Raw genomic sequence first — 17,877 nt, forward strand, 5'->3', positions numbered from 1 at the left:
AAGCAAATGTAGAAAGCTTCGCAGCCCATATCGGGCGAAATATCCACAAGGGCATGAAAAAGCCTCGGACGGCCGAAGTCGCGAGCGACCGCCGAGGCAGAGTGCCCCACCCGGAAAGCCCCGAGGTGAGACATGAACAAGCCTATCGTCCAGGTCCCCGCACTTCCACGCCGACTGTGTGGAACCGCCACCACATCAGGCATTCTGCTCGGCCCTGAACTCGGCCACGTCAGGATCGCCCGCCGCTGGGCCGCCCAGGCCACCCGCTCCCGCCCCAGCCTGGCCGAACCCGTCGGCATCACCGTCTCCGAGCTGGTCACGAACACATTGCGCCACTCGGCCTCCGGGCTTCCCGGCGGCACCGTCCGCGTGGAGATCGAACGCACCCCGCGCCACCTCGAACTCCGCGTCACCGACAACGGCCCCCGCCCCGGAGAGAAACCCACCTTCCCGGCCGTGCCCGCCGCCGAGCCCCTGCGCCCCAGCGGCAACGGACTGCGCCTGGTCGAGGCCCTGTGCTCCTACTGGGACTGGAAGCAGCACTCCTGCGGCGCGATCACCGTCCGCGCCGTCTTCCCCTGGTAACCCAGCACTTCCATGCTCCGCACCACCCGACCTGCTCCCCCGGGCCGGTGCGGACGGGCCGGTGTCCTCCGTACCGGCCCTGAGCTCCGCCTCCTCCTTCCCCGAGGAGGCGGAGCCACCCCTCAACCAACTCGCCGAACACGGAAAGCCCCTCATGCCCGACTACCGCGACCTCCTCAACGGCTGCCCCGACGTCCTCACACCGGGCGAAGTCGCCGCCCTGTTCAGCATCCGTACCAGGAGCCTCCACCGGGGTGACTGGGACCGCGTGCTCAAACCGTTCCGCACCTTGGGAGGAGCACGCCGCTACCCCAAGGAACACGTCGCCGCCCTGCTGAACCAGCCGGACGATCCCGCTCCCTCCACGAACGTAGAGAGCCAGGGCCCGGGTTCGTGATGGTCCGCCGGTGACTCCCGCACGCCCGGGTTCGCCTCAGCGTGCGCGGGACCCGGGGCCGAAAGCCAGGCGGGTGTTCACTGGCGCCGGTCGGGGCCCACCGGAAGCCGGGAACAGAAGAAGCCGTCCCCGCAGGAACGGCTCGGTGGGGGATTGCACGCGGTTAGGGGACCAACAGGTAGAAGGGCTCGTCGGCCGCCGAACCGTTGGCGCCGGTCAGCACACCGATCGTGGAGCTGTCGATGATCTTGACGTAGATCTCGCCCTGCCAGTCGGCGGACTGGTTCAGGCTCACCTGCGGAACGGTCCTGGTCGCGTCGATGTGGGACTCCAGGGTGACGCTGTAGCGACCGGCCCCGCTGCGCTTGACGTCGACGACGCCCTTGCCGTGTTGGAGGACGCCGTCCTCGTTGACGGCTGCGGCGGCCTGCGCGTAGGGGGCGTTGGCGTATTCGGCCATGGTGTTCCCGCTCTCCTGTGTGGGCGGCTCGCACGGCCGCCTTCACGTGGGAACCTACCCACGATGACTACTCTGGGTATCGACTCTTGCACTCTTTGGCCGCATGCGGTCTCGCGCCCGACCATTGCCTTTGCGTGTGGTACCCCTGGCGAATACGGGCATCGGCGGACATATGAACTCCCCTGCGGGACGTGTCGGCGCTACGGCTGACCAAAAGGCGGTTTTGGCCAGTCCGCTCCCCGGTGGGAAATAGGCCGACCATAAGTTATGGGTGGTGCGGCTACTCGAAATTCCGAGGCAGGGAACACAGCGGCGGCGACAGCGAGCACAGACGAAGGTATTCGCCGTGATGGACCCCTGACATTCCCCCTACTCACGCCTACTGCGTGTTCGTACTCGCCAACACGCGAGTGCGCGCTTCCCGGTTCGTGGCGCACGGCTGGTGAAGCCGTCAGGCCGCCGCGGCGCGCACGAGGGTGTCGTAGGTGTCGGTGGTGCGCTCCAGGTCGGCGTCGAGCCCTCGTGCCCACGCATCGAGTTCGGCCTGGGCGGCCAAGCCGTCGCGGTCGTCATCGACCACCAGTTCCAGCTCGACGAAGGCACCCAGGCCCTCGATCAGGTCCACACACACCCCGATGGGCCCTGCGGTGCCGGTGCGTCGGTGCTTGACGATGCGCACCGTGGGCTCGTAGCCCAGCGCCAGCAGGGCGCCGTGCATCTGCTCGCGGTCGGCGACGATGGTCTCGTACTCCACGCACTCCATGGCGTTGGCCAGCGGAGTCTTGGTGGTGAGCACGTGCACGCTGCCCTGGGTGCGCAGACGGGCGAAGGTATGGCCGACCTTACCCAGCTCCGGACGCCAGGCGGCGGGGGCGTAGGCCTGGTCATCCTGGTAGACGGGGTCGCTCATGTGCACCCCGGCCTGTTTGAGCGCGGCCAGCAGCGCTTCGAGATCGGCCACCCGGTACTTCGTCTCGATCTCCCGCATCAAGGGCCCCTCGCGTCTCGGTACCACCGTCCCGGCGAGCGTACCGAGACCGTGCCCCGCCGGGCGGGAGTTTCGCAAGACGGGGCCGGTTCACCTCCGCATGCGCGGGGCTCACGAGGTGCCGCAGCTCCCGTCGATCGTGGACGGCGGTCCATCCCCGCGTGCGCGGGGCTCACTGGTCGGGTGTGACCCGCAAGCGCGGAGAACCCGGTCCATCCCCGCGTGCGCGGGGCTCACAGGCCCTCGAAGGCGATCAGCATGCGGGACCCCGGTCCATCCCCGCGTGCGCGGGGCTCACTCACCCAGACCGGCCAGAGAGGGTCCGCGCAACGGTCCATCCCCGCGTGCGCGGGGCTCACCCCTTAGCGACCTGCGAAAACGCGGGCCGTTATCTTGCCGCAACCTTGGCTCGGGACATGCTGAGCACTCTCAGTCTCGGCGTACATCCTCACACAACGCACGGCGGCGTTCATCCCCACCGCCTCCCGTGGCCCTTCCGGAGTCCTCGAACTACTGCGCCGGGCACACAGGCGCTCCACGACTGAACCGCGGTCGCAGGCTCACAGAGCCGAAGTACGGCCCTGAAGAGCAGCACGAGCAGGACGAGGAAGGCGAGAAGCTCAGGGCGATACGGGGTGATCCCAGTGCTGTCCGAGGGACGCGCACACCACCCGGCAGAAGTCCTGGCCGGTGTCGACTTCCAAGGCGAAGCTCTCCAGACCTGGAAGTCCGACGTCCTGTAGCAGCCGATAGGCTCCGCCCAGCTCCTCTCCCAAGGCACGATCACCGCCGCCGGTGACGGTGCCGTCCGGCCACACGTACGCCCACGCCGGTCCGGCGCCCATCCACACGATCCGGCCAGGCTCGCCCTGGAAAGGTCGCAGTCCTGTTCCCAGACGGACTCCGGGCATCATCAACATCAGCTGGGTCATCATTCCCGAGCTGATGAGTTCCACCGATCCGACGGGAAGGTCGGCAGCCGGAGTCGGTTTCTGTCCGAGGCCTGGGAAGGGAAGGTCCCCCGGGCGCTGTGTGCGGTCGCGCATGAACGCGGCCTCGCGCACGAACGGCCCCGAGCCGTGCCCCTCGCGCACGGTGAGGGCGACGATCGGTGTGCTGTGGGCGGCCGGGTGCGGACTCCAGGGAAGCACGAGCACCGCGCCCTCAGCGGCGGCGAACCACCCGTCCGGTATCCGGGTCGCCGCGCAGGTGGCGATGACCGCGTCGTACACCTCCTCGGGAGGCGGCTCTGCGGCGGTACGGACGGTGACGCCGGTTCCAGTGAGCCGTTCCCGGGCCAGGGCCGCCACACCGGGGTCGATCTCGATGCTGGTGACGGATCCCTTCTCCCCGACGAGGGAGGCCAGGATCGCGGCGTTCCAACCGGTGCCGGTGCCGATCTCCAGCACCCGCATGCCCTCGGTGATTCCGGCCGCGGCGATCATGTCCGCCATCACCTGGGGCGCTGACGACGAGGAGCTGGGTTCGTTGCGTGGCCCCGAACCGCCGTCGTTGGCCTGAGTGGTGACGGCGTCGGAGCCGTACACCAGACGCGTCCACTGGTCAGGGGCGGAGGTCCGGTGCAGGGGCAGGCCGGTCGCGTCAGGCCAGACCATGTCGGGGATGAACGTGTGGCGGGGATGGGCGGCGAACGCGTCGCGGATCGTGGCGGTGGTGTCCAGGCGCTCCACCAAGGCGGTGTGAAGCGCGTCGAGGTCATCCGTCACGTCTCTCCCGTTCCCTTGCAGCCGCTGCACGTGACCACCTGGCGGTGTGTCCAACCGCCGCCGCTGCCGTCTCCGTCAGACTCGATCACTACGGTGCCTTCACCTTTGCACATGGAGCACTGGGCCACGGGTGGCTCCTGATCAGCGTCGGGGGTGCTGTTGGTCTACCCGAGCGCCAAGAGCTGAGTGCGGGTGTGGCCAGATCTGGCCGCTCCTGGAATTCCAGGTCTCACAACGTCCACTCCTCGCTGGAATCGTCTGGTCATAGCGAGGCGCAGGTAGTCGATGGTGCTGTTGGGGCTACGGTTCATCTCCGCGTACGCGGAGCTTGGGCACGCGATCAGCTGCTGCACCGCATCGCCACCGGTTCACCTCCGCGTGCGCGGAGCTTGGTTGGCCACGCCGTTGCGGTGGACGAGCATCCCCGGTTCACCTCCGCGTACGCGGAGCTTGGAGAGCGCCGACAGAGCGACGGTGACGCCTGACCGGTTCACCTCCGCGTACGCGGAGCTTGGAGCAAACGACCTGCGCAAACGCGGGGCGTTATCTTGTCGCAACCTTCGCGCAGGGCATGTCGACCGCCGTTGGACCCGCCCATCCTCACACAGGGCGGCGGCGCGCACCCCCCTCACCGCTTCGGGTGTTGCTCTCCATCTCTCTCCAGTCCTACTATCTGCGTATGAACGCAAATAGTAAGAGATGTGGGCTCGACGAGAACAGCCCCTACGTCGAGTACGCCGTGGAGATCCTCTCCCTCCTGGCCGACGCCACCCGGGTCCGCATCATCCTCGCCCTGCGCGGGGGCGAGCTCTCCGTCAACGAACTGGCCGAACGCCTCGGCAAGCCCGGCCCCTCGGTCTCCCAGCACCTGGCCAAACTCCGCATGGGACGCGTGGTGGCCTTCCGCCGGGAGGGCAACCGGATGTACTACCGCCTGGCCAACGAGCACGCCCGCCAACTGGTGGCCGACGCCGTCTACCAGGCCGAGCACGCCCTGGAGGTCGAACCCGCCCATCACCGCGCCGACGTCGCTCCCCCGGCCCGCGACTCCGGGGACGGCACCCGGTGACCGTCGCCGACGCCCGTCCGTCCTCGGCCGACCGAACCGCGGCGGCCCGGCCCGCGTCCCTGTTCGCGACCGGCATACGCCTCGGCGAGGTGCGCTGGGCCGCCGCGGCGCTGGCCCTGTTCCTGATCGGATGGGCCGCCCAGCTCCTCGGCGCCCCGTCCTGGCTGTGGTGGGGCCTCTACCTGGCCTGCTACGCCGCGGGCGGCTGGGAACCCGCCCTGTCCGGGCTGCGCGCCGCCCGGCAGCGCACCCTGGACGTGGACCTGCTGATGATCGTGGCCGCCGTCGCCGCCGCCTCCATCGGCCAGGTCTTCGACGGCGCCCTGCTCATCGTCATCTTCGCCACCTCCGGTGCCCTGGAGGCCGTGGTCACCCAGCGCACGGCCGACTCCGTCAGCGCCCTGCTCACCCTGGCCCCGGAGCGGGCCGTTCGGGTCACCCCGACTTCAGGCGGGGAACGCGAGGAGACCGTGGACACCGTCGAACTCCGGGTCGGAGACACGGTCCTGGTCCGGCCTGGCGAACGCGTCGGAGCCGACGGCACGGTCGTGGAGGGCGCGAGCGAGGTGGACCAGCAGGCCGTCACCGGGGAGTCGGTCCCGGTGCCCCGCTCGGTGGGTGACGAGGTGCTCTCGGGCACGGTCAACGGCACCGGCGCGCTGCGGGTGCGGGTGGACCGCGCGGCCCGGGAGTCGGTGATCGCCCGCATCGTGACCCTGGTCGAGGAGGCCTCGGCCACCAAGGCCCGGACCCAGCTGTTCGTGGAGAAGGTCGAACAGCGCTACTCGGCGGCCGTCGTCGTGGCCACGCTGCTCGTGCTGGGCATCCCCCTGCTCCTGGGCGCGGGCTTCGAGGAGGCGCTGCTGCGCGCGATCGTGTTCATGATCGTGGCCTCGCCGTGCGCGGTGGTGCTCTCGACCATGCCCCCGCTGCTGGCCGCGATCGCCAACGCCGGACGCCACGGCGTCCTGGTCAAGTCGGCCACCGTCATGGAGCAGATCGGCCGGACCGGCGCGGTGGCCTTCGACAAGACCGGCACCCTCACCCGGGGCACCCCGGAGGTCACCGGCGTGACTCCGGCGCCGGGGCACGGCGCCGACGAGGTCCTGGCCCTGGCCGCGGCCGTGGAGCGCTACAGCGAGCACCCCCTGGCCCGCGCCGTCCGCGAGGAGGCCGACCGGCGGGGGCTGACCGTGCCCGACCGGGTGGAGGACTTCGCGTCGCTGCCCGGAGTCGGGGTCCGCGCCACCGTCGCGGGCCGGGAGGTGCGGGTCGCACGGGCAGCGGCAGCCCCGGACGGACCGGCGGGCACCCGGGTCACCGTGACCTCAGGCGGCACGGAACTGGGCGTGCTCACCCTGTCCGACGCCCCGCGCCCCGAGGCGCCCGAGGCCGTGGCCCGGGTGGCGGCCCTGACCCCCGAACCGGTGCTGCTGCTGACCGGCGACAACGCGGCCACCGCCGCGCACGTGGCCCGGGCCACCGGGATCACGCGGGTGCACGCCGACCTGCTGCCGCAGGACAAGTCGGCGCTGGTGGCGCGGATGGAACACGAGGGCACGCGGGTGATGCTGGTGGGCGACGGCGTCAACGACGCCCCGGCCATGGCCGCGGCCACCACCGGGGTGGCCATGGGCCGCCGCGGCTCGGACCTGGCACTGGACACCGCCGACGCCGTCATCGTCCGCGACGACCTGGCGACCCTGCCCCGGCTGCTGGCCCTGTCGCGGCGCGCCCGCCGGTTCGTCATCGCCAACCTGTGCGTGGCCGCGACGTTCATCGTCGTGCTCGTGACCTGGGACCTGGCAGGCACGCTCCCCCTGGCGCTGGCCGTCGCCGGGCACGAGGGCTCCACCGTGATCGTCGCCCTCAACGGGCTGCGGCTGCTGCGGTCGCGCGCCTGGACGGGCTGACCTGCCCGTCCAGGCACACTGACCTGCCCAGTGAACAGCCCGGCTGGACGGACCGACCGACGCGTCCGCGCGGGCGGCCCGGGTAGGGGGGAGGGAAGTACGCCGGAAGGCGGACGTTTTTCGCGCCACACCGCCGCCGCGGCGGACGCGAACCCCCGCCGTAGGGCACGCTCTGCGGTGGGGGCGGCATCCGCCTCCCCGCAGAACACGCCCCGCAACGAGAAGGCAGGAAACCATGGCCGATGACCCGATCCCCTCTCCCAAGGTCGCGGTGGGCGTCGACGGATCGGCGTCGGCCCGCGGGGCCCTGGAGTGGGCCGCGGCGGAGGCCGAGCTCAGGCGACTCCCCCTGTACGTCGTGCACGCCCTGTCCATGCCGCTGGTGATGTCGGTCTACGCCGGTCCCACCCGCTTCCCTCCCACGGAGGAGATGACCGCCCAGGGCCACCGCCTCCTGGAGGAGGCCGCCGAGCACGTGCGCTCGCTGCGCCCGGGGCTGCGCGTGGAGACCGCGCTGGGGCTGGAGGAACCGCCGCTGGCGCTGCTGCACCGGACCGGCCACGGGGACCTCGCGGTCGTGGGCTCGCGCGGCATGGGCCCGGTGCGCTCGGTGCTGGCGGGGGCGGCCGGAATGCGGCTGGCCGCCAAGGCGCACTGCCCGGTGGTCGTCGTCCCCGACACCGAGGGGCGCACACCGCGACTCTCGGGACCGCTGCGGATCGCGGTCGGCGTGGACGGCTCGGTGGCCTCCCGGCGCGCGCTGGACTTCGCCCTGCACCGGGCCGCGCTCCAGGAGGGTTCCTCGGTCGTGGTGGTGCACAGCTGGGAGGTTCCGCTGCCCTTCGCCACCGCCTCCCTGACCGAGTCCGGCTGGACCCCGCCCGACGACCTGCTGGAACGCCAGTCCGAGGAACTCGTGTCAGGTGTGTTGGCCGAGGTGATGGACGACGCCACCGCGGACGTGGACATCAGCGCCGTGCGCACCCAGCGCAACCCCGTGGACGCGCTGGTGGAGGCCGCCGCCGAGGCCGACCTGGTGGTCGTGGGCTCGCGCGGCCGGGGCGGTGTGCGCGGCGTGCTGCTGGGGTCGGTCAGCCAGGGCGTGATGCACGGTTCGCCGGTGCCCGTGGCCGTGGTGCCCCCACACGCGGAGGACTGATACCGGGTGTGCGTGCGCGGAACCCACGGGCCCGGAGGCGTGGACGTCCTCCGGGCCCCGCGCCCCGGGCGACCACACCCGCGTGCGCTTCGTCACGGTGCTGTCACCCCCGCCGGACTTTGTCCTACACTGAGCCCCGTGTCCGACAAAGCCCGCTTCCTGCGCATGGTGCTCATCTCCATGTCGCTGACGAGCACCGACGACGGCCTCTGTCGCCGCCGGTGCCGCGACGGCGTGCGCTGACCGGGCCCCGTCCCCCTCCCCCTGCGCGCGGTCTCCCGCGCCCGGCGTCCCCGCGGTACCGGTGTCCCCGTCCCCGTTCGGCCACGGCCGACACCCGCTCCGTCACCGTTTGGACAGCTTCCCCGTGACCACTCACCCCTCCGCGCCTCCCGGCGCCGCCGACCGCACCCCCGCGGACATCGCCCCGGACACCACCGCCGCGCCCGTCCCGCCCGCCCTGTCCCTGAGCTGGCGGCCGGCCCTGGCCGCCCCGCGGCCCCGCGCAGCCGAGGCCGAACCCGTCCGCTGGTGGCCGCTGGGGATCGCCCTGGCCGTGGCCGTGGGCCTGGCCGCCTACGTGTGGAACACCCACGGCGCGCTGCCCGCCGTCCTGCTGCTCCTGGGCACGGGCCTGGGCTTCACCCTGTTCCACTCCCGGTTCGGCTTCACCTCCGCCTGGCGGCAGTTCCTCTCCGTGGGCAACGGCACCGGCCTGCGCGCGCACGCCGTGCTGCTGGGCACCACCGCGACCCTGTTCGCGCTGGTCATCGGGACCGGAACCGGGCTGTTCGGCAACGACCCGCAGGCCTCGGCCGGACCCATCGGCATCGCCCTGTTCCTGGGCGCGTTCCTGTTCGGCGTCGGCATGCAGCTGGGCGGCGCCTGCGCCTCGGGCACGCTCTTCGCGGTCGGCTCCGGCCAGTCGGCCATCGTCATCACCCTCGTCGGCTTCATCGCGGGCTCGGTCATCTACAGCGCCGCGTGGCCGCTGGTGAACGACCTGCCCGCGCTGCCGCCGTTCCTGCTCTCCGACCACGTGGGCTGGGGCGGCTCCTGGGCGATCACCGTCGCCGTGCTCGCGGCCGTGGTCGTGGGCACCCGCGTCGTGCAGAACCGCCGCGTCCCGCCGCCCGTGGGCACGCCGCCCTCGGCGCGGGGGCTGCTGCGCGTGGTCCGGGGCAGCTGGCCCATGATCGTCGGCGCCCTGGTGCTGTCCGTGCTCGGCGCGGCGGTGCTCGTGGTCTCCGGCGGAACCTGGGGCGTCACCTCCGGCTTCAACCTGTGGGGCGCCAAGACGCTCCAGATGCTGGGCGCGCACCCCGAGACCTGGGCGTTCTGGAACCAGCCCCAGCAGGCCGCGCAGCTGGCCGGTCCGGTGCTCCAGGACAAGACCAGCCTGACCAACATCGGCATCATCCTCGGCGCCGCCGTGGCCGCGGCCGCCGCCGGAGCGTGGAAGCTGCACACCGGCCTGAGCTGGAAGCTGGTCGCCGCCGGGCTCCTGGGCGGCATCCTCATGGGCATCGGCGCACGCCTGGCGGGCGGCTGCAACATCGGCGCCTACCTGGCCGGAATCGGCTCGGGCAGCCTGCACGGGTGGCTGTGGGCGGTCTTCGCCCTGGCCGGGACCTGGGCGGGGCTGCGGGCCCGTAGCCTGTTCGGTCTGGGCGTGCCCAAGCCGGGCGACAGCGTCTGCTGAACCCGGGCGCGGCGGACGCCGCGGCACCGCTGACGGGGGGACGGGGAATGGACGACGCGGAGCACGTGCACGACGTGGTGGTGGTCGGCGGCGGACAGGCCGGGCTCGCCGCGGGGTACTTCCTGCGGCGCGCCAAGCTCGACTTCGCCGTCCTGGACGCCGGTGAGGGGCCGGGCGGGTCCTGGCCCGGGTACTGGAACTCGCTGCGGCTGTTCTCCCCCGCCGAGCACAGCATGCTGCCGGGCTGGTGGATGCCCGCAGAGGAGGGCCAGGAGTACCCCAGCGCGCGGCACGTGGCCTGGTACCTGGCCGAGTACGAGCGCCGCTACGAGTTGCCCGTGCGCCGCCCGGTCCGCGTGGAGGCGGTCGAACGGGAGGAGGGGGCCCTGCGCGTGGTCGCCCGGGAGGGGGTCTGGCGCGCCCGCCACGTCATCAGCGCCACCGGCACCTGGCGGGCGCCCCACGTCCCCGACGTCCCGGGCCGGGGGCTGTTCGCGGGCAGGCAGTCGCACACGGTCGACTACCGGGGCCCGGAGGAGTTCGCCGGGCAGCGGGTCGTGGTGGTGGGCGGCGGCAACTCCGCGGCCCAGATCCTCGCCGAACTGTCGAAGACGGCCGAGACGACCTGGGCCACCCCGCGCCCGCCCCGGTTCCTGCCCGACGACCTGGACGGGCGCGCCCTGTTCGACATCGCCACCCGGGCGCAGCGGGCGGCTCAGCGGGGGACGGCGGCACCCGAGGGCGTCGGCGACCTCGGTGACATCGTGGTGGTTCCGACGGTCCGCGAGGCGCGCGAGCGCGGTGCGCTCAAGGCCGGGCCGATGTTCGACCGCCTCACCCGCACCGGCGTGGCCTGGGCCGACGGCACCACCCTGGACTGCGACGCCGTCCTGTGGTGCACGGGGTTCCGGCCGGTGCTGGACCACCTGGTCCCGCTGGGGCTGGAGGACGGCCGGGGCCGGATCGCGCTGGAGGGGACCCGCGCCGTGGCCGAGCCCCGCCTGTTCCTGCTGGGCTACGGGGACTGGACCGGTTCCGCGTCGGCCACGCTCATCGGCGCCGGGCGCACGGCCAAGGCCACCGTCGCCGAGATCACCGCCTCCCTCGCCCGATAGGGGCGCCCACCGGCCCCGCACCGCTCAACCGACGATCGGCCGCTCCTCCGGCAGTTCGTAGAGGCGGGGGCGGCGCCGCAGCGCCAGGGCCGAGGCCAGCGTGATCGGCCCGATCCGGCCCACGAACATCAAAAACACCAGCACCATCTGCCCCAGCAGCGGCAGGTCGGCCGTGATACCGGTGGACAGCCCGACCGTGGCGAAGGCCGACGTCGTCTCGAACAGGATCTGGTCCAGGGTGAACGGGGTGACGGTCATCAGCGTCAGCGTCCCCGCCAGCACCAGGCCCAGCGCCAGCAGCGCCACCGTGGTCGCCTGCGAGGTGGTGCCCTCGGCCAGGCGGCGGCCCGACACGTGGACCGTGGGCTCGCCGCGCACGTTGGCGTAGATGACGAAGGCCAGCACGGCGAAGGTCGTCACCTTGATCCCCCCGGCCGTGCCCGCGCTGCCTCCCCCGACGAACATCAGGATGTCGGTGACCAGCAGCGTCTGGGTGTTCATCTGTCCGAAGTCGAGGCTGTTGAAGCCCGCCGTGCGCGGCATCACCGACTGGAAGAACGCGGTGAGGAGCTTCCCGCGCAGGTCGAGCCCGCCCATGGTCGCCGGGTTGGACCACTCCAGGGCCAGGAAGGCCACGAAGCCCACCACGAGCAGCAGCCCCGTCATCACCAGGGTGATCTTGACGTGCAGTGTCCAGTGGCGGTGCTCGGCCCGGCGCCGGGTGAAGCGCCACAGCTCCACCCACACCGGGAACCCGAGCCCTCCGGCCAGGACCCCCAGGGCCACGGGGACCGTGATCCACGGGTCCTCGGCGAACCCCATGAGGCTGTCGGCGTGGAGCGCGAACCCGGCGTTGTTGAAGGACGAGACGGCGTGGAAGACGCCCGTGTAGACGGCCTCGGGCAGGGACAACCCGTACCCCAGCCACCAGCGCAGCGTCAGCGCCACGGCCAGGGTCGTCTCGAACACCACCGTCACCACCAGGACCCCGGTGACCAGCTGGCGCACCTCGCCCAGCGTGACCACCTTGGCCTCCGAGCCGGTGCGCACCGCCATCCGCAGCCCCAGCTGCCGCCCCACCACCAGGGTCAGGACGGTCGCCAGCGCCATGATGCCGAACCCGCCGACCTGGATCAGGAGCAGGATCACCGCCTCACCCAGCCCCGACCAGTAGGAGGCGGTGTCCTCCACCGCCAGGCCGGTCACGCTGGCCGCCGAGGTCGCGGTGAACAGGGCCGTGTCGAAGGGCGCGCGCTCCCCGGTCTCGGTGGCGGCGGGCAGCGACAGCAGGCCCGCGCCGACCAGGATCAGGGTGCCGAAGGCCGCCGCCGTCAGCTGCGGCGGCTTGACCCACCCGGACAGGTCGCGCAGTCTCCTGTCGGCACGGGCACCGGCGCGTGCCCCGCGGGCGCGGGTCCGGACCGGGACGCGCGGGGCCCGCGGGTCCGGCGGGAGCTGTCCGGTTCCCGTTCTCAACGGCCGCTCTCCCGGTCCTCCGGCCCGCTCTCCCGGCCACCCGAACCGGGCGCTCCCTCTGCGGCCCCTCCCCCGCCGCCACCGCCCGGCCGGAACCGGTAGCCCAGTCCGGGCTCGGTGAGGAAGTAGCGCGGCCGGGGCGGGTCCGGCTCCAGGCGCTGGCGGATCTTGGTCATGAACACCCGCAGGTAGTTGGTCTCGCGCCCGTAGGAGGGGCCCCACACCTCGTTGAGCAGGTGCTTGTGGGTGACCAGGCGGTCGGGGTTGCGCGCCAGGACCTCCACGATGTGCCACTGGCGCGGCGTCAGCCGCACCGGCTCGCCGCCGCGCAGGACCTGCTTGGCGGCCAGGTCGACCGTGAAGTCCGCGGTGACCACCGCCGCCTCGTACTCGGGAACCACGGAGCGGCGCATGGCCGCGCGCACCCGGGCGAACAGCTCGTCCATCCCGAACGGCTTGATGACGTAGTCGTCGGCGCCCAGGTCCAGCGCCTGGACCTTCATCGACTCGGTGTCGCGCCCCGAGAGCACGACCACCGGCACGTCCGTCCACCCGCGCAGCCCCCGCAGGACCTCCAGGCCGTCCATCCCGGACAGGCCCAGGTCGAGCAGGAGCAGGTCGGGGCGGTGGCGGGCCACCAGCCGCAGCGCGTGCTCACCGGTGTCGGCGAGGTAGGCGGTGTAGCCGCGGGCCCGCAGGTTCACCTCCAGCGTCCTGCGGATGAGGGGGTCGTCGTCGACGACGAGGACCGAGGGCGCTCTGTCCGCGCCGGTGCCGGTGTCCGTGTCCATACTGGTTCGTATCTCCCCCGTCCACGTGCCCCGGTCGGGGCCTCGCGCTCACGATGCCAGGCGCGCCGCGTCCGCGGGTCGCGTCGGCACGTGCGTCGTGTCCGCGGGTCGCGGCGGCGCGGGGCGCCGCAACGACTCTGCGCGGTGGCGGCGGGGACGGCGGACGCGCTAACGCTCCCTTAGCAGCCGAAGGCGCGGATTTAGCGTCCCGTTAGCACCAGAATGTCCGAAAGCACCTCCGTGACCAGTCAGGATGGGGAAGCCGGAAGGGGGCACACCATGACACGCGGCCACTTGCGCGTCTACCTGGGCGCGGCACCCGGTGTCGGCAAGACCTACCGGATGCTGGACGAGGCGCACCGGCGCCGCGACCGCGGCGCCGACGTGGTCATCGGGTTCGTGGAGAGCCACGGCCGGGCGCTGACGGAGGCGATGGTCGACGACCTGGAGACGGTCCCGCGCGCGGCCTGGACCCACCGGGGCGCCCGCCTGGAGGAGATGGACCTGGACGCCGTGCTCGCCCGCCGCCCGCAGGTCGTCCTCGTGGACGACCTCGCGCACGCCAACGCCCCCGGTGCGCGCAACGCCCGGCGCTGGCAGGACATCGAGGCCCTGCTGGAGGCGGGCGTCACGGTGCTGTCCACACTCGACGTCCAGCACCTGGAGTCGCTCAACGACGTCGTGGAGCGCATCACCGGCGCCCGCCAGAGCGAGACCGTGCCCGACGCGTGGGTGCGCGGGGCCGACCAGATCGAACTGGTGGACATGACGCCCGAGGCCCTGCGGCGGCGGCTGGCGCACGGCAACGTCTACGGCCCCGACCGGATCGACGCCGCGCTGGGCCACCGGTTCCGGGTCGACACCCTGACCGCCCTGCGCGAGCTGGCGCTGCTGTGGTTGGCGGGACGGGTGGACGACGAGCTGGAGCGCCACCGCGGCGAGCACCGCACGGCCTCCGCGTGGCAGACCCGCGAACGCGTGGTCGTGGGCCTGAGCGGAGGCCCCGGCGGGGAGGCGCTCATCCGCCGGGCCGCCCGGATCGCGGGGCGCGGCAGGGGGGTCGAACTGCTGGCCGTGCACGTGGCGCTCGGCGACGGCCCGGTGGGCGCCGACCCCGCCATGCTCGCCCGGCAGCGGGTGCTGGTGGAGGACCTGGGCGGCACCTACCACCAGGTCCTGGGCGAGGACGTGCCCGCCGCGCTGGCCGCGTTCGCCCAGGGGGTCAACGCCACCCAGCTGGTTCTGGGCGCGAGCGGGCGGGGCAGGCTCGCCCGCCTGCTGCGGCCGGGGGTGGGCGCGGCCACCGCGGCGCTGTCGGAGTCCATCGACGTCCACCTGGTCACCCAGGAGGGGGCCGACCGCGGTTCCGGGCGGGCGCGCTCGGGCGCGGTCTCTCGCCGCCGCAAGCTGGCGGGGTACGCGCTGGCGCTCACGGCGCTGGCGCTGCTGGTGTTCGGCACCGGCGTCCCCCACAGCGAGGAGTACCTCAGCGGCGGAATCCTGCTGGTGTTCGCGACGGTGACGGCGACGGCGCTGGTCGGCGGGCTGTGGCCCGCGCTGGTCGCGGCGTTCAGCGGGTTCGTGGTGCTCAACCTCTTCTTCACCGAGCCCTACGAGACCCTGGTGGTGAACCAGCCGGGCAACCTGCTCACCCTCGTCGTGTTCGTGTTCGTGGCCGTGGCGGTGAGCGTGGTGGTCGACCAGGCCGCGCGGCGCACCCGCGAGGCGGCGCGGGCCAGCGCCGAGGCCCAGACCCTGGCCACGGTGGCCGGAAGCGTGCTGCGGGGCTCGCGCCCCCTGGAGGCGCTGCTGGAGCGGCTGCGCGAGACCTTCTCCCTGGAGTCGGTCGCCCTGCTGGAGCGCAGGTCGGGGGTCTCCTCCCGGCCCGACCACCGCAACGACCCCGGCGCGTGGGAGGCGGTCGCCTTCGTCGGGGAGCGCCCCCGCGGTGCCCCGGGCGGGGCCGACGTGGACGTCCCGGTGGACGAGGGGCTGACCCTGGTGCTGCACGGGCAGCGGCCGCGCGCGGGCGAGCGGCGCATCATCGAGGCCTTCGCCGCGCAGGCCGCCGTCGCGCTGCGCCAGGAGCGGCTGGCCCGGGAGGCGGCCGCGGCCGGAACGCTGGCGGAGGCCGACCGGATGCGCACCGCCCTGCTGGCCGCGGTCAGCCACGACCTGCGCGCTCCCCTGGCCTCGGCCAAGGCGTCGGTGACCAGCCTGCGCAGCCGGGAGGTGCGCTTCAGCGAGGAGGTCCAGGCCGAACTGCTGGCCACGGCGGACGAGTCCCTGGACCGCCTGACCCGGCTGGTGACGGACCTGCTGGACATGAGCCGCCTCCAGGCGGGCGTGCTGGGCGTGACGGTCACGGCCCTGTCGCTGCGCGAGTCGGTGTTCGCGGTCCTGGACGAGCTGGGCGCGCAGGGGCGGGCCGTGCGGGTGCGGGTGCCCGAGGAGCTGCCGGAGGTCGCGGCCGACCCCGGCCTGCTGGAGCGGGTGCTGGCCAACGTGGTGGGCAACGCGCTGCGCTTCAGCCCGCACGAGCGGCCGCCCTCGGTCACCGCCTCCTGGACGGGCGACCAGGTGGAGCTCCTGGTGGCCGACCACGGCCCCGGGGTTCCCGAGCACGAGCGCGAGCGCATGTTCGTGCCCTTCCAGCGGCTCGGGGACACCGACAGCGCGACCGGGCTCGGGCTGGGCCTGGCGCTCTCGCGCGGGCTCATGGAGGCCATGGGGGGCTCGCTGCTGCCCGGGACCACCCCGGGCGGCGGGCTGACGCTGCGCCTGACCCTGCCCGTCGCGGGAGCAGGAGCAGGAACAGGAGCAGGAACAGGAGCGGCGGGCTAGTAGTACTTCGTCAAGTTACTGGTTGCGCGGTTTGGCCCCGTGGTTTGGTCCTGCCATCACGGTGGTATCGGTCCGACCACCGCAGGGGAACACCGTGAGGGTCCTGACGTTTTCCACAGGTGGTGGTTGGGGCTGTTCCAGGGTGGGGTAGGGATGGTTTCCTGGAAACAGGGGGAATCCCACCCCCGCGCGATTCGCCATGCCCTTAAACACCCGAAGCCTCAACGGGAACAACGAATTGAGGGGCAGGGAGGGGCCGCCATCAGGCCTCTCCCCTACGCCACTCCTGCTTAAGGTCGTTCGCGGCAACGAAAGCGCGCCTGCTGCCGCGAAGGGGCTGGAGTGGCGGAAAACGGTCGAGCTCTGGCGAGGTTGAGCACCCGGCGAAAAGCGGCACCAAAGGCAGGAGCGGCTATCGGAGGTCGATCAACGCCCGGGGGGTGAGGATGGCCGCCCGCCACGGCGCTGACGCCAGAGAAAGGGGGCGGGAGCGCGCGTTCCGACCATCCCTTTTTGGGCGCCTCTATTCCTTTGACCCTTATTCCTTTGAGTGGAATGAGGATTCCGGATTTGCGCAAACAGGAAAAGGTACGCTTGACTCTGGAAAAGACTGGCACAATGGCGGCCATTCGCTTATAATAAGAAGCATGGAGATGATGTGCGCGGCACCCAGTGCGAGCCCCCGGGATTGTTCCCCGGCCGTGGCCGCGCTGGCCGGTGCGCGCGCCATTATCGAGGAGTCATGGGGTGGGGACATCCCGCCCGGGGTGGATGAGAGCGCGGCTGAGGAGATCGCCGCGCTGTGGGCCGAGGTGGAGCGGGTCCGCTTCAGTGCTCTGGTGCGCATGGCCCGTCTGTATGCGCGGGGTGAGGTGGCCCGCTACAGCGGTTACGCCACGTTGGCCAAGTGGATCACCCACCGGTGCAAGGTGCCTACCGGTCAGGCCAAGGACCTGGCGCGTTTGGCCCAGCACGTGCATGAGGGGACCCTGCCCGCCACGGCGGAGGCTCTGGAGGAGGGCACGGTGGTGTTGGGTGAGGCGGTGACGATCGCCAAGGCCACCGGCACAGCCGTCCAGACCCGTGACGAGAACCATTTTCCTGACGAGCAGGAGTACCGGGGCGCGTTCGAGTCCGCTCTGGTGGCCGCGAAGCGGGAGCGGCCTGCGTTGTCGGTCAACCAGCTTCGGTCGGTGGCCCGTCAGGTCGCCTATCGTTTGGACCCGCACCGGTTGAACCGTGACCATGAGGCCGCTCACGCCGCACGCGGGTTGAGCGTGCATGACACGTTCCAGGGCAGCTACCAGTTGCAGGCCTGGGGTGGGGTTGGGGACGCGTTGATCGTGCGCGCGGCCATCGACACCTTCACCACCCCACCGAGTGAGGGTGACACCCGCACCCGGCCCCAGCGCGACCACGACGCGCTCATCGCGGCGCTGCGCTTTGCCACCACCCACACCGGATGCACCCAGGCTCCCGCCCCGCTGGCGCAGATCCGCATCCTGGTACCGGTACAGACCTACCTGGACACCCAGGGCCAGGAGGTCCCGGCCCTGGACGAGCACGGCCGGGTCATACCGGTCGCCCTGGTGCATGAGTTGGCTGGGGACTCCGAGGTGGTGCGGATGCTGACCGCGCCCCCGACGGGTGC

General features: G+C 72.2%; 14 protein-coding genes and 1 CRISPR repeat array. Of the genes, 9 read left to right on the top strand and 5 right to left on the bottom strand.

The window, feature by feature from the left end:
* Positions 1-132: 132 nt before the first annotated feature.
* Together ACSIH6_RS34745 and ACSIH6_RS34750 are read left to right on the top strand one after the other, a co-directional pair.
* Positions 133-585, top strand: a complete 453-nt coding sequence (locus ACSIH6_RS34745) for an ATP-binding protein (protein ID WP_435112566.1) — start codon at positions 133-135, stop codon at positions 583-585.
* Between the two features lie 154 nt (positions 586-739).
* Positions 740-982 (top strand): MerR family transcriptional regulator, encoded by a 243-nt coding sequence (locus tag ACSIH6_RS34750; RefSeq protein ID WP_435112579.1) that lies wholly within the window; start codon positions 740-742, stop codon positions 980-982.
* A 163-nt stretch (positions 983-1,145) separates the two neighbouring features.
* On the opposite strand, the gene ACSIH6_RS34755 is transcribed toward ACSIH6_RS34750, so the two are convergent.
* The 3 genes from ACSIH6_RS34755 to ACSIH6_RS34765 all read right to left on the bottom strand — a co-directional run bounded on the left by ACSIH6_RS34755 (position 1,146) and on the right by ACSIH6_RS34765 (position 4,157).
* The gene (locus ACSIH6_RS34755; RefSeq protein WP_435112567.1) at positions 1,146-1,442 is read right to left on the bottom strand and encodes a hypothetical protein; all 297 of its coding nucleotides are present in this window, start codon (positions 1,440-1,442) and stop codon (positions 1,146-1,148) included.
* A gap of 451 nt (positions 1,443-1,893) precedes the next feature.
* Entirely contained in the window at positions 1,894-2,430 is a 537-nt protein-coding gene (locus ACSIH6_RS34760; RefSeq protein WP_435112568.1) for a class IV adenylate cyclase, read from the bottom strand.
* A gap of 86 nt (positions 2,431-2,516) precedes the next feature.
* A CRISPR array of direct repeats spans positions 2,517-2,789; the repeat unit is 29 nt; unit sequence CGGTCCATCCCCGCGTGCGCGGGGCTCAC.
* A 261-nt stretch (positions 2,790-3,050) separates the two neighbouring features.
* The gene (locus tag ACSIH6_RS34765; RefSeq protein WP_435112569.1) at positions 3,051-4,157 is read right to left on the bottom strand and encodes a methyltransferase domain-containing protein; all 1,107 of its coding nucleotides are present in this window, start codon (positions 4,155-4,157) and stop codon (positions 3,051-3,053) included.
* A 679-nt stretch (positions 4,158-4,836) separates the two neighbouring features.
* On the opposite strand from ACSIH6_RS34765, the gene ACSIH6_RS34770 reads away from it, so the two are divergent.
* The 5 genes from ACSIH6_RS34770 to ACSIH6_RS34790 all read left to right on the top strand — a co-directional run bounded on the left by ACSIH6_RS34770 (position 4,837) and on the right by ACSIH6_RS34790 (position 11,115).
* Positions 4,837-5,226 (top strand): ArsR/SmtB family transcription factor, encoded by a 390-nt coding sequence (locus ACSIH6_RS34770; RefSeq protein ID WP_435112570.1) that lies wholly within the window; start codon positions 4,837-4,839, stop codon positions 5,224-5,226.
* On the top strand, positions 5,223-7,139 hold the full coding sequence (locus tag ACSIH6_RS34775) for a heavy metal translocating P-type ATPase (protein ID WP_435112571.1): 1,917 nt from the start codon (positions 5,223-5,225) through the stop codon (positions 7,137-7,139). Before ACSIH6_RS34770 ends, ACSIH6_RS34775 begins: the two co-directional genes overlap by 4 nt.
* A 235-nt stretch (positions 7,140-7,374) precedes the next feature.
* On the top strand, positions 7,375-8,298 hold the full coding sequence (locus tag ACSIH6_RS34780; RefSeq protein ID WP_435112572.1) for a universal stress protein: 924 nt from the start codon (positions 7,375-7,377) through the stop codon (positions 8,296-8,298).
* Positions 8,299-8,665: 367 nt separating this feature from the next.
* Entirely contained in the window at positions 8,666-10,000 is a 1,335-nt protein-coding gene (locus ACSIH6_RS34785; protein WP_435112573.1) for a YeeE/YedE family protein, read from the top strand.
* Positions 10,001-10,047: 47 nt separating this feature from the next.
* A complete protein-coding gene (locus ACSIH6_RS34790) occupies positions 10,048-11,115 on the top strand; it encodes an ArsO family NAD(P)H-dependent flavin-containing monooxygenase (RefSeq protein WP_435112574.1) in 1,068 nt (355 codons plus the stop codon).
* Positions 11,116-11,139: 24 nt separating this feature from the next.
* On the opposite strand, the gene ACSIH6_RS34795 is transcribed toward ACSIH6_RS34790, so the two are convergent.
* Positions 11,140-12,591, bottom strand: a complete 1,452-nt coding sequence (locus tag ACSIH6_RS34795; RefSeq protein ID WP_435112575.1) for a TrkH family potassium uptake protein — start codon at positions 12,589-12,591, stop codon at positions 11,140-11,142.
* Positions 12,588-13,382: a response regulator gene (locus tag ACSIH6_RS34800; RefSeq protein ID WP_435112576.1), complete on the bottom strand. Its 795-nt coding sequence runs from the start codon at positions 13,380-13,382 to the stop codon at positions 12,588-12,590. The genes ACSIH6_RS34795 and ACSIH6_RS34800 overlap by 4 nt, the downstream gene beginning before the upstream one ends.
* A gap of 279 nt (positions 13,383-13,661) precedes the next feature.
* On the opposite strand from ACSIH6_RS34800, the gene ACSIH6_RS34805 reads away from it, so the two are divergent.
* On the top strand, positions 13,662-16,226 hold the full coding sequence (locus ACSIH6_RS34805; RefSeq protein ID WP_435112577.1) for a sensor histidine kinase: 2,565 nt from the start codon (positions 13,662-13,664) through the stop codon (positions 16,224-16,226).
* A 656-nt stretch (positions 16,227-16,882) separates the two neighbouring features.
* A partial coding sequence (locus ACSIH6_RS34810; protein WP_435112580.1) for a DUF222 domain-containing protein occupies positions 16,883-17,877 on the top strand: 995 nt, incomplete at its 3' end.

It is taken from the genome of Nocardiopsis synnemataformans, assembly GCF_965343085.1.
Lineage (GTDB): Bacteria > Actinomycetota > Actinomycetes > Streptosporangiales > Streptosporangiaceae > Nocardiopsis > Nocardiopsis alborubida.

Excerpts from the sequence above, each read along its gene's own strand:
- ACSIH6_RS34750 (WP_435112579.1), top strand. The coding sequence starts at position 740 with ATGCCCGACTACCGCGACCTCCTCAACGGCTGCCCCGACGTCCTCACA.
- ACSIH6_RS34780 (WP_435112572.1), top strand. The coding sequence starts at position 7,375 with ATGGCCGATGACCCGATCCCCTCTCCCAAGGTCGCGGTGGGCGTCGAC.
- ACSIH6_RS34800 (WP_435112576.1), bottom strand. The coding sequence starts at position 13,382 with ATGGACACGGACACCGGCACCGGCGCGGACAGAGCGCCCTCGGTCCTC.
- ACSIH6_RS34760 (WP_435112568.1), bottom strand. The coding sequence starts at position 2,430 with ATGCGGGAGATCGAGACGAAGTACCGGGTGGCCGATCTCGAAGCGCTG.
- ACSIH6_RS34790 (WP_435112574.1), top strand. The coding sequence starts at position 10,048 with ATGGACGACGCGGAGCACGTGCACGACGTGGTGGTGGTCGGCGGCGGA.
- ACSIH6_RS34755 (WP_435112567.1), bottom strand. The coding sequence starts at position 1,442 with ATGGCCGAATACGCCAACGCCCCCTACGCGCAGGCCGCCGCAGCCGTC.
- ACSIH6_RS34770 (WP_435112570.1), top strand. The coding sequence starts at position 4,837 with ATGAACGCAAATAGTAAGAGATGTGGGCTCGACGAGAACAGCCCCTAC.
- ACSIH6_RS34805 (WP_435112577.1), top strand. The coding sequence starts at position 13,662 with ATGACACGCGGCCACTTGCGCGTCTACCTGGGCGCGGCACCCGGTGTC.
- ACSIH6_RS34745 (WP_435112566.1), top strand. The coding sequence starts at position 133 with ATGAACAAGCCTATCGTCCAGGTCCCCGCACTTCCACGCCGACTGTGT.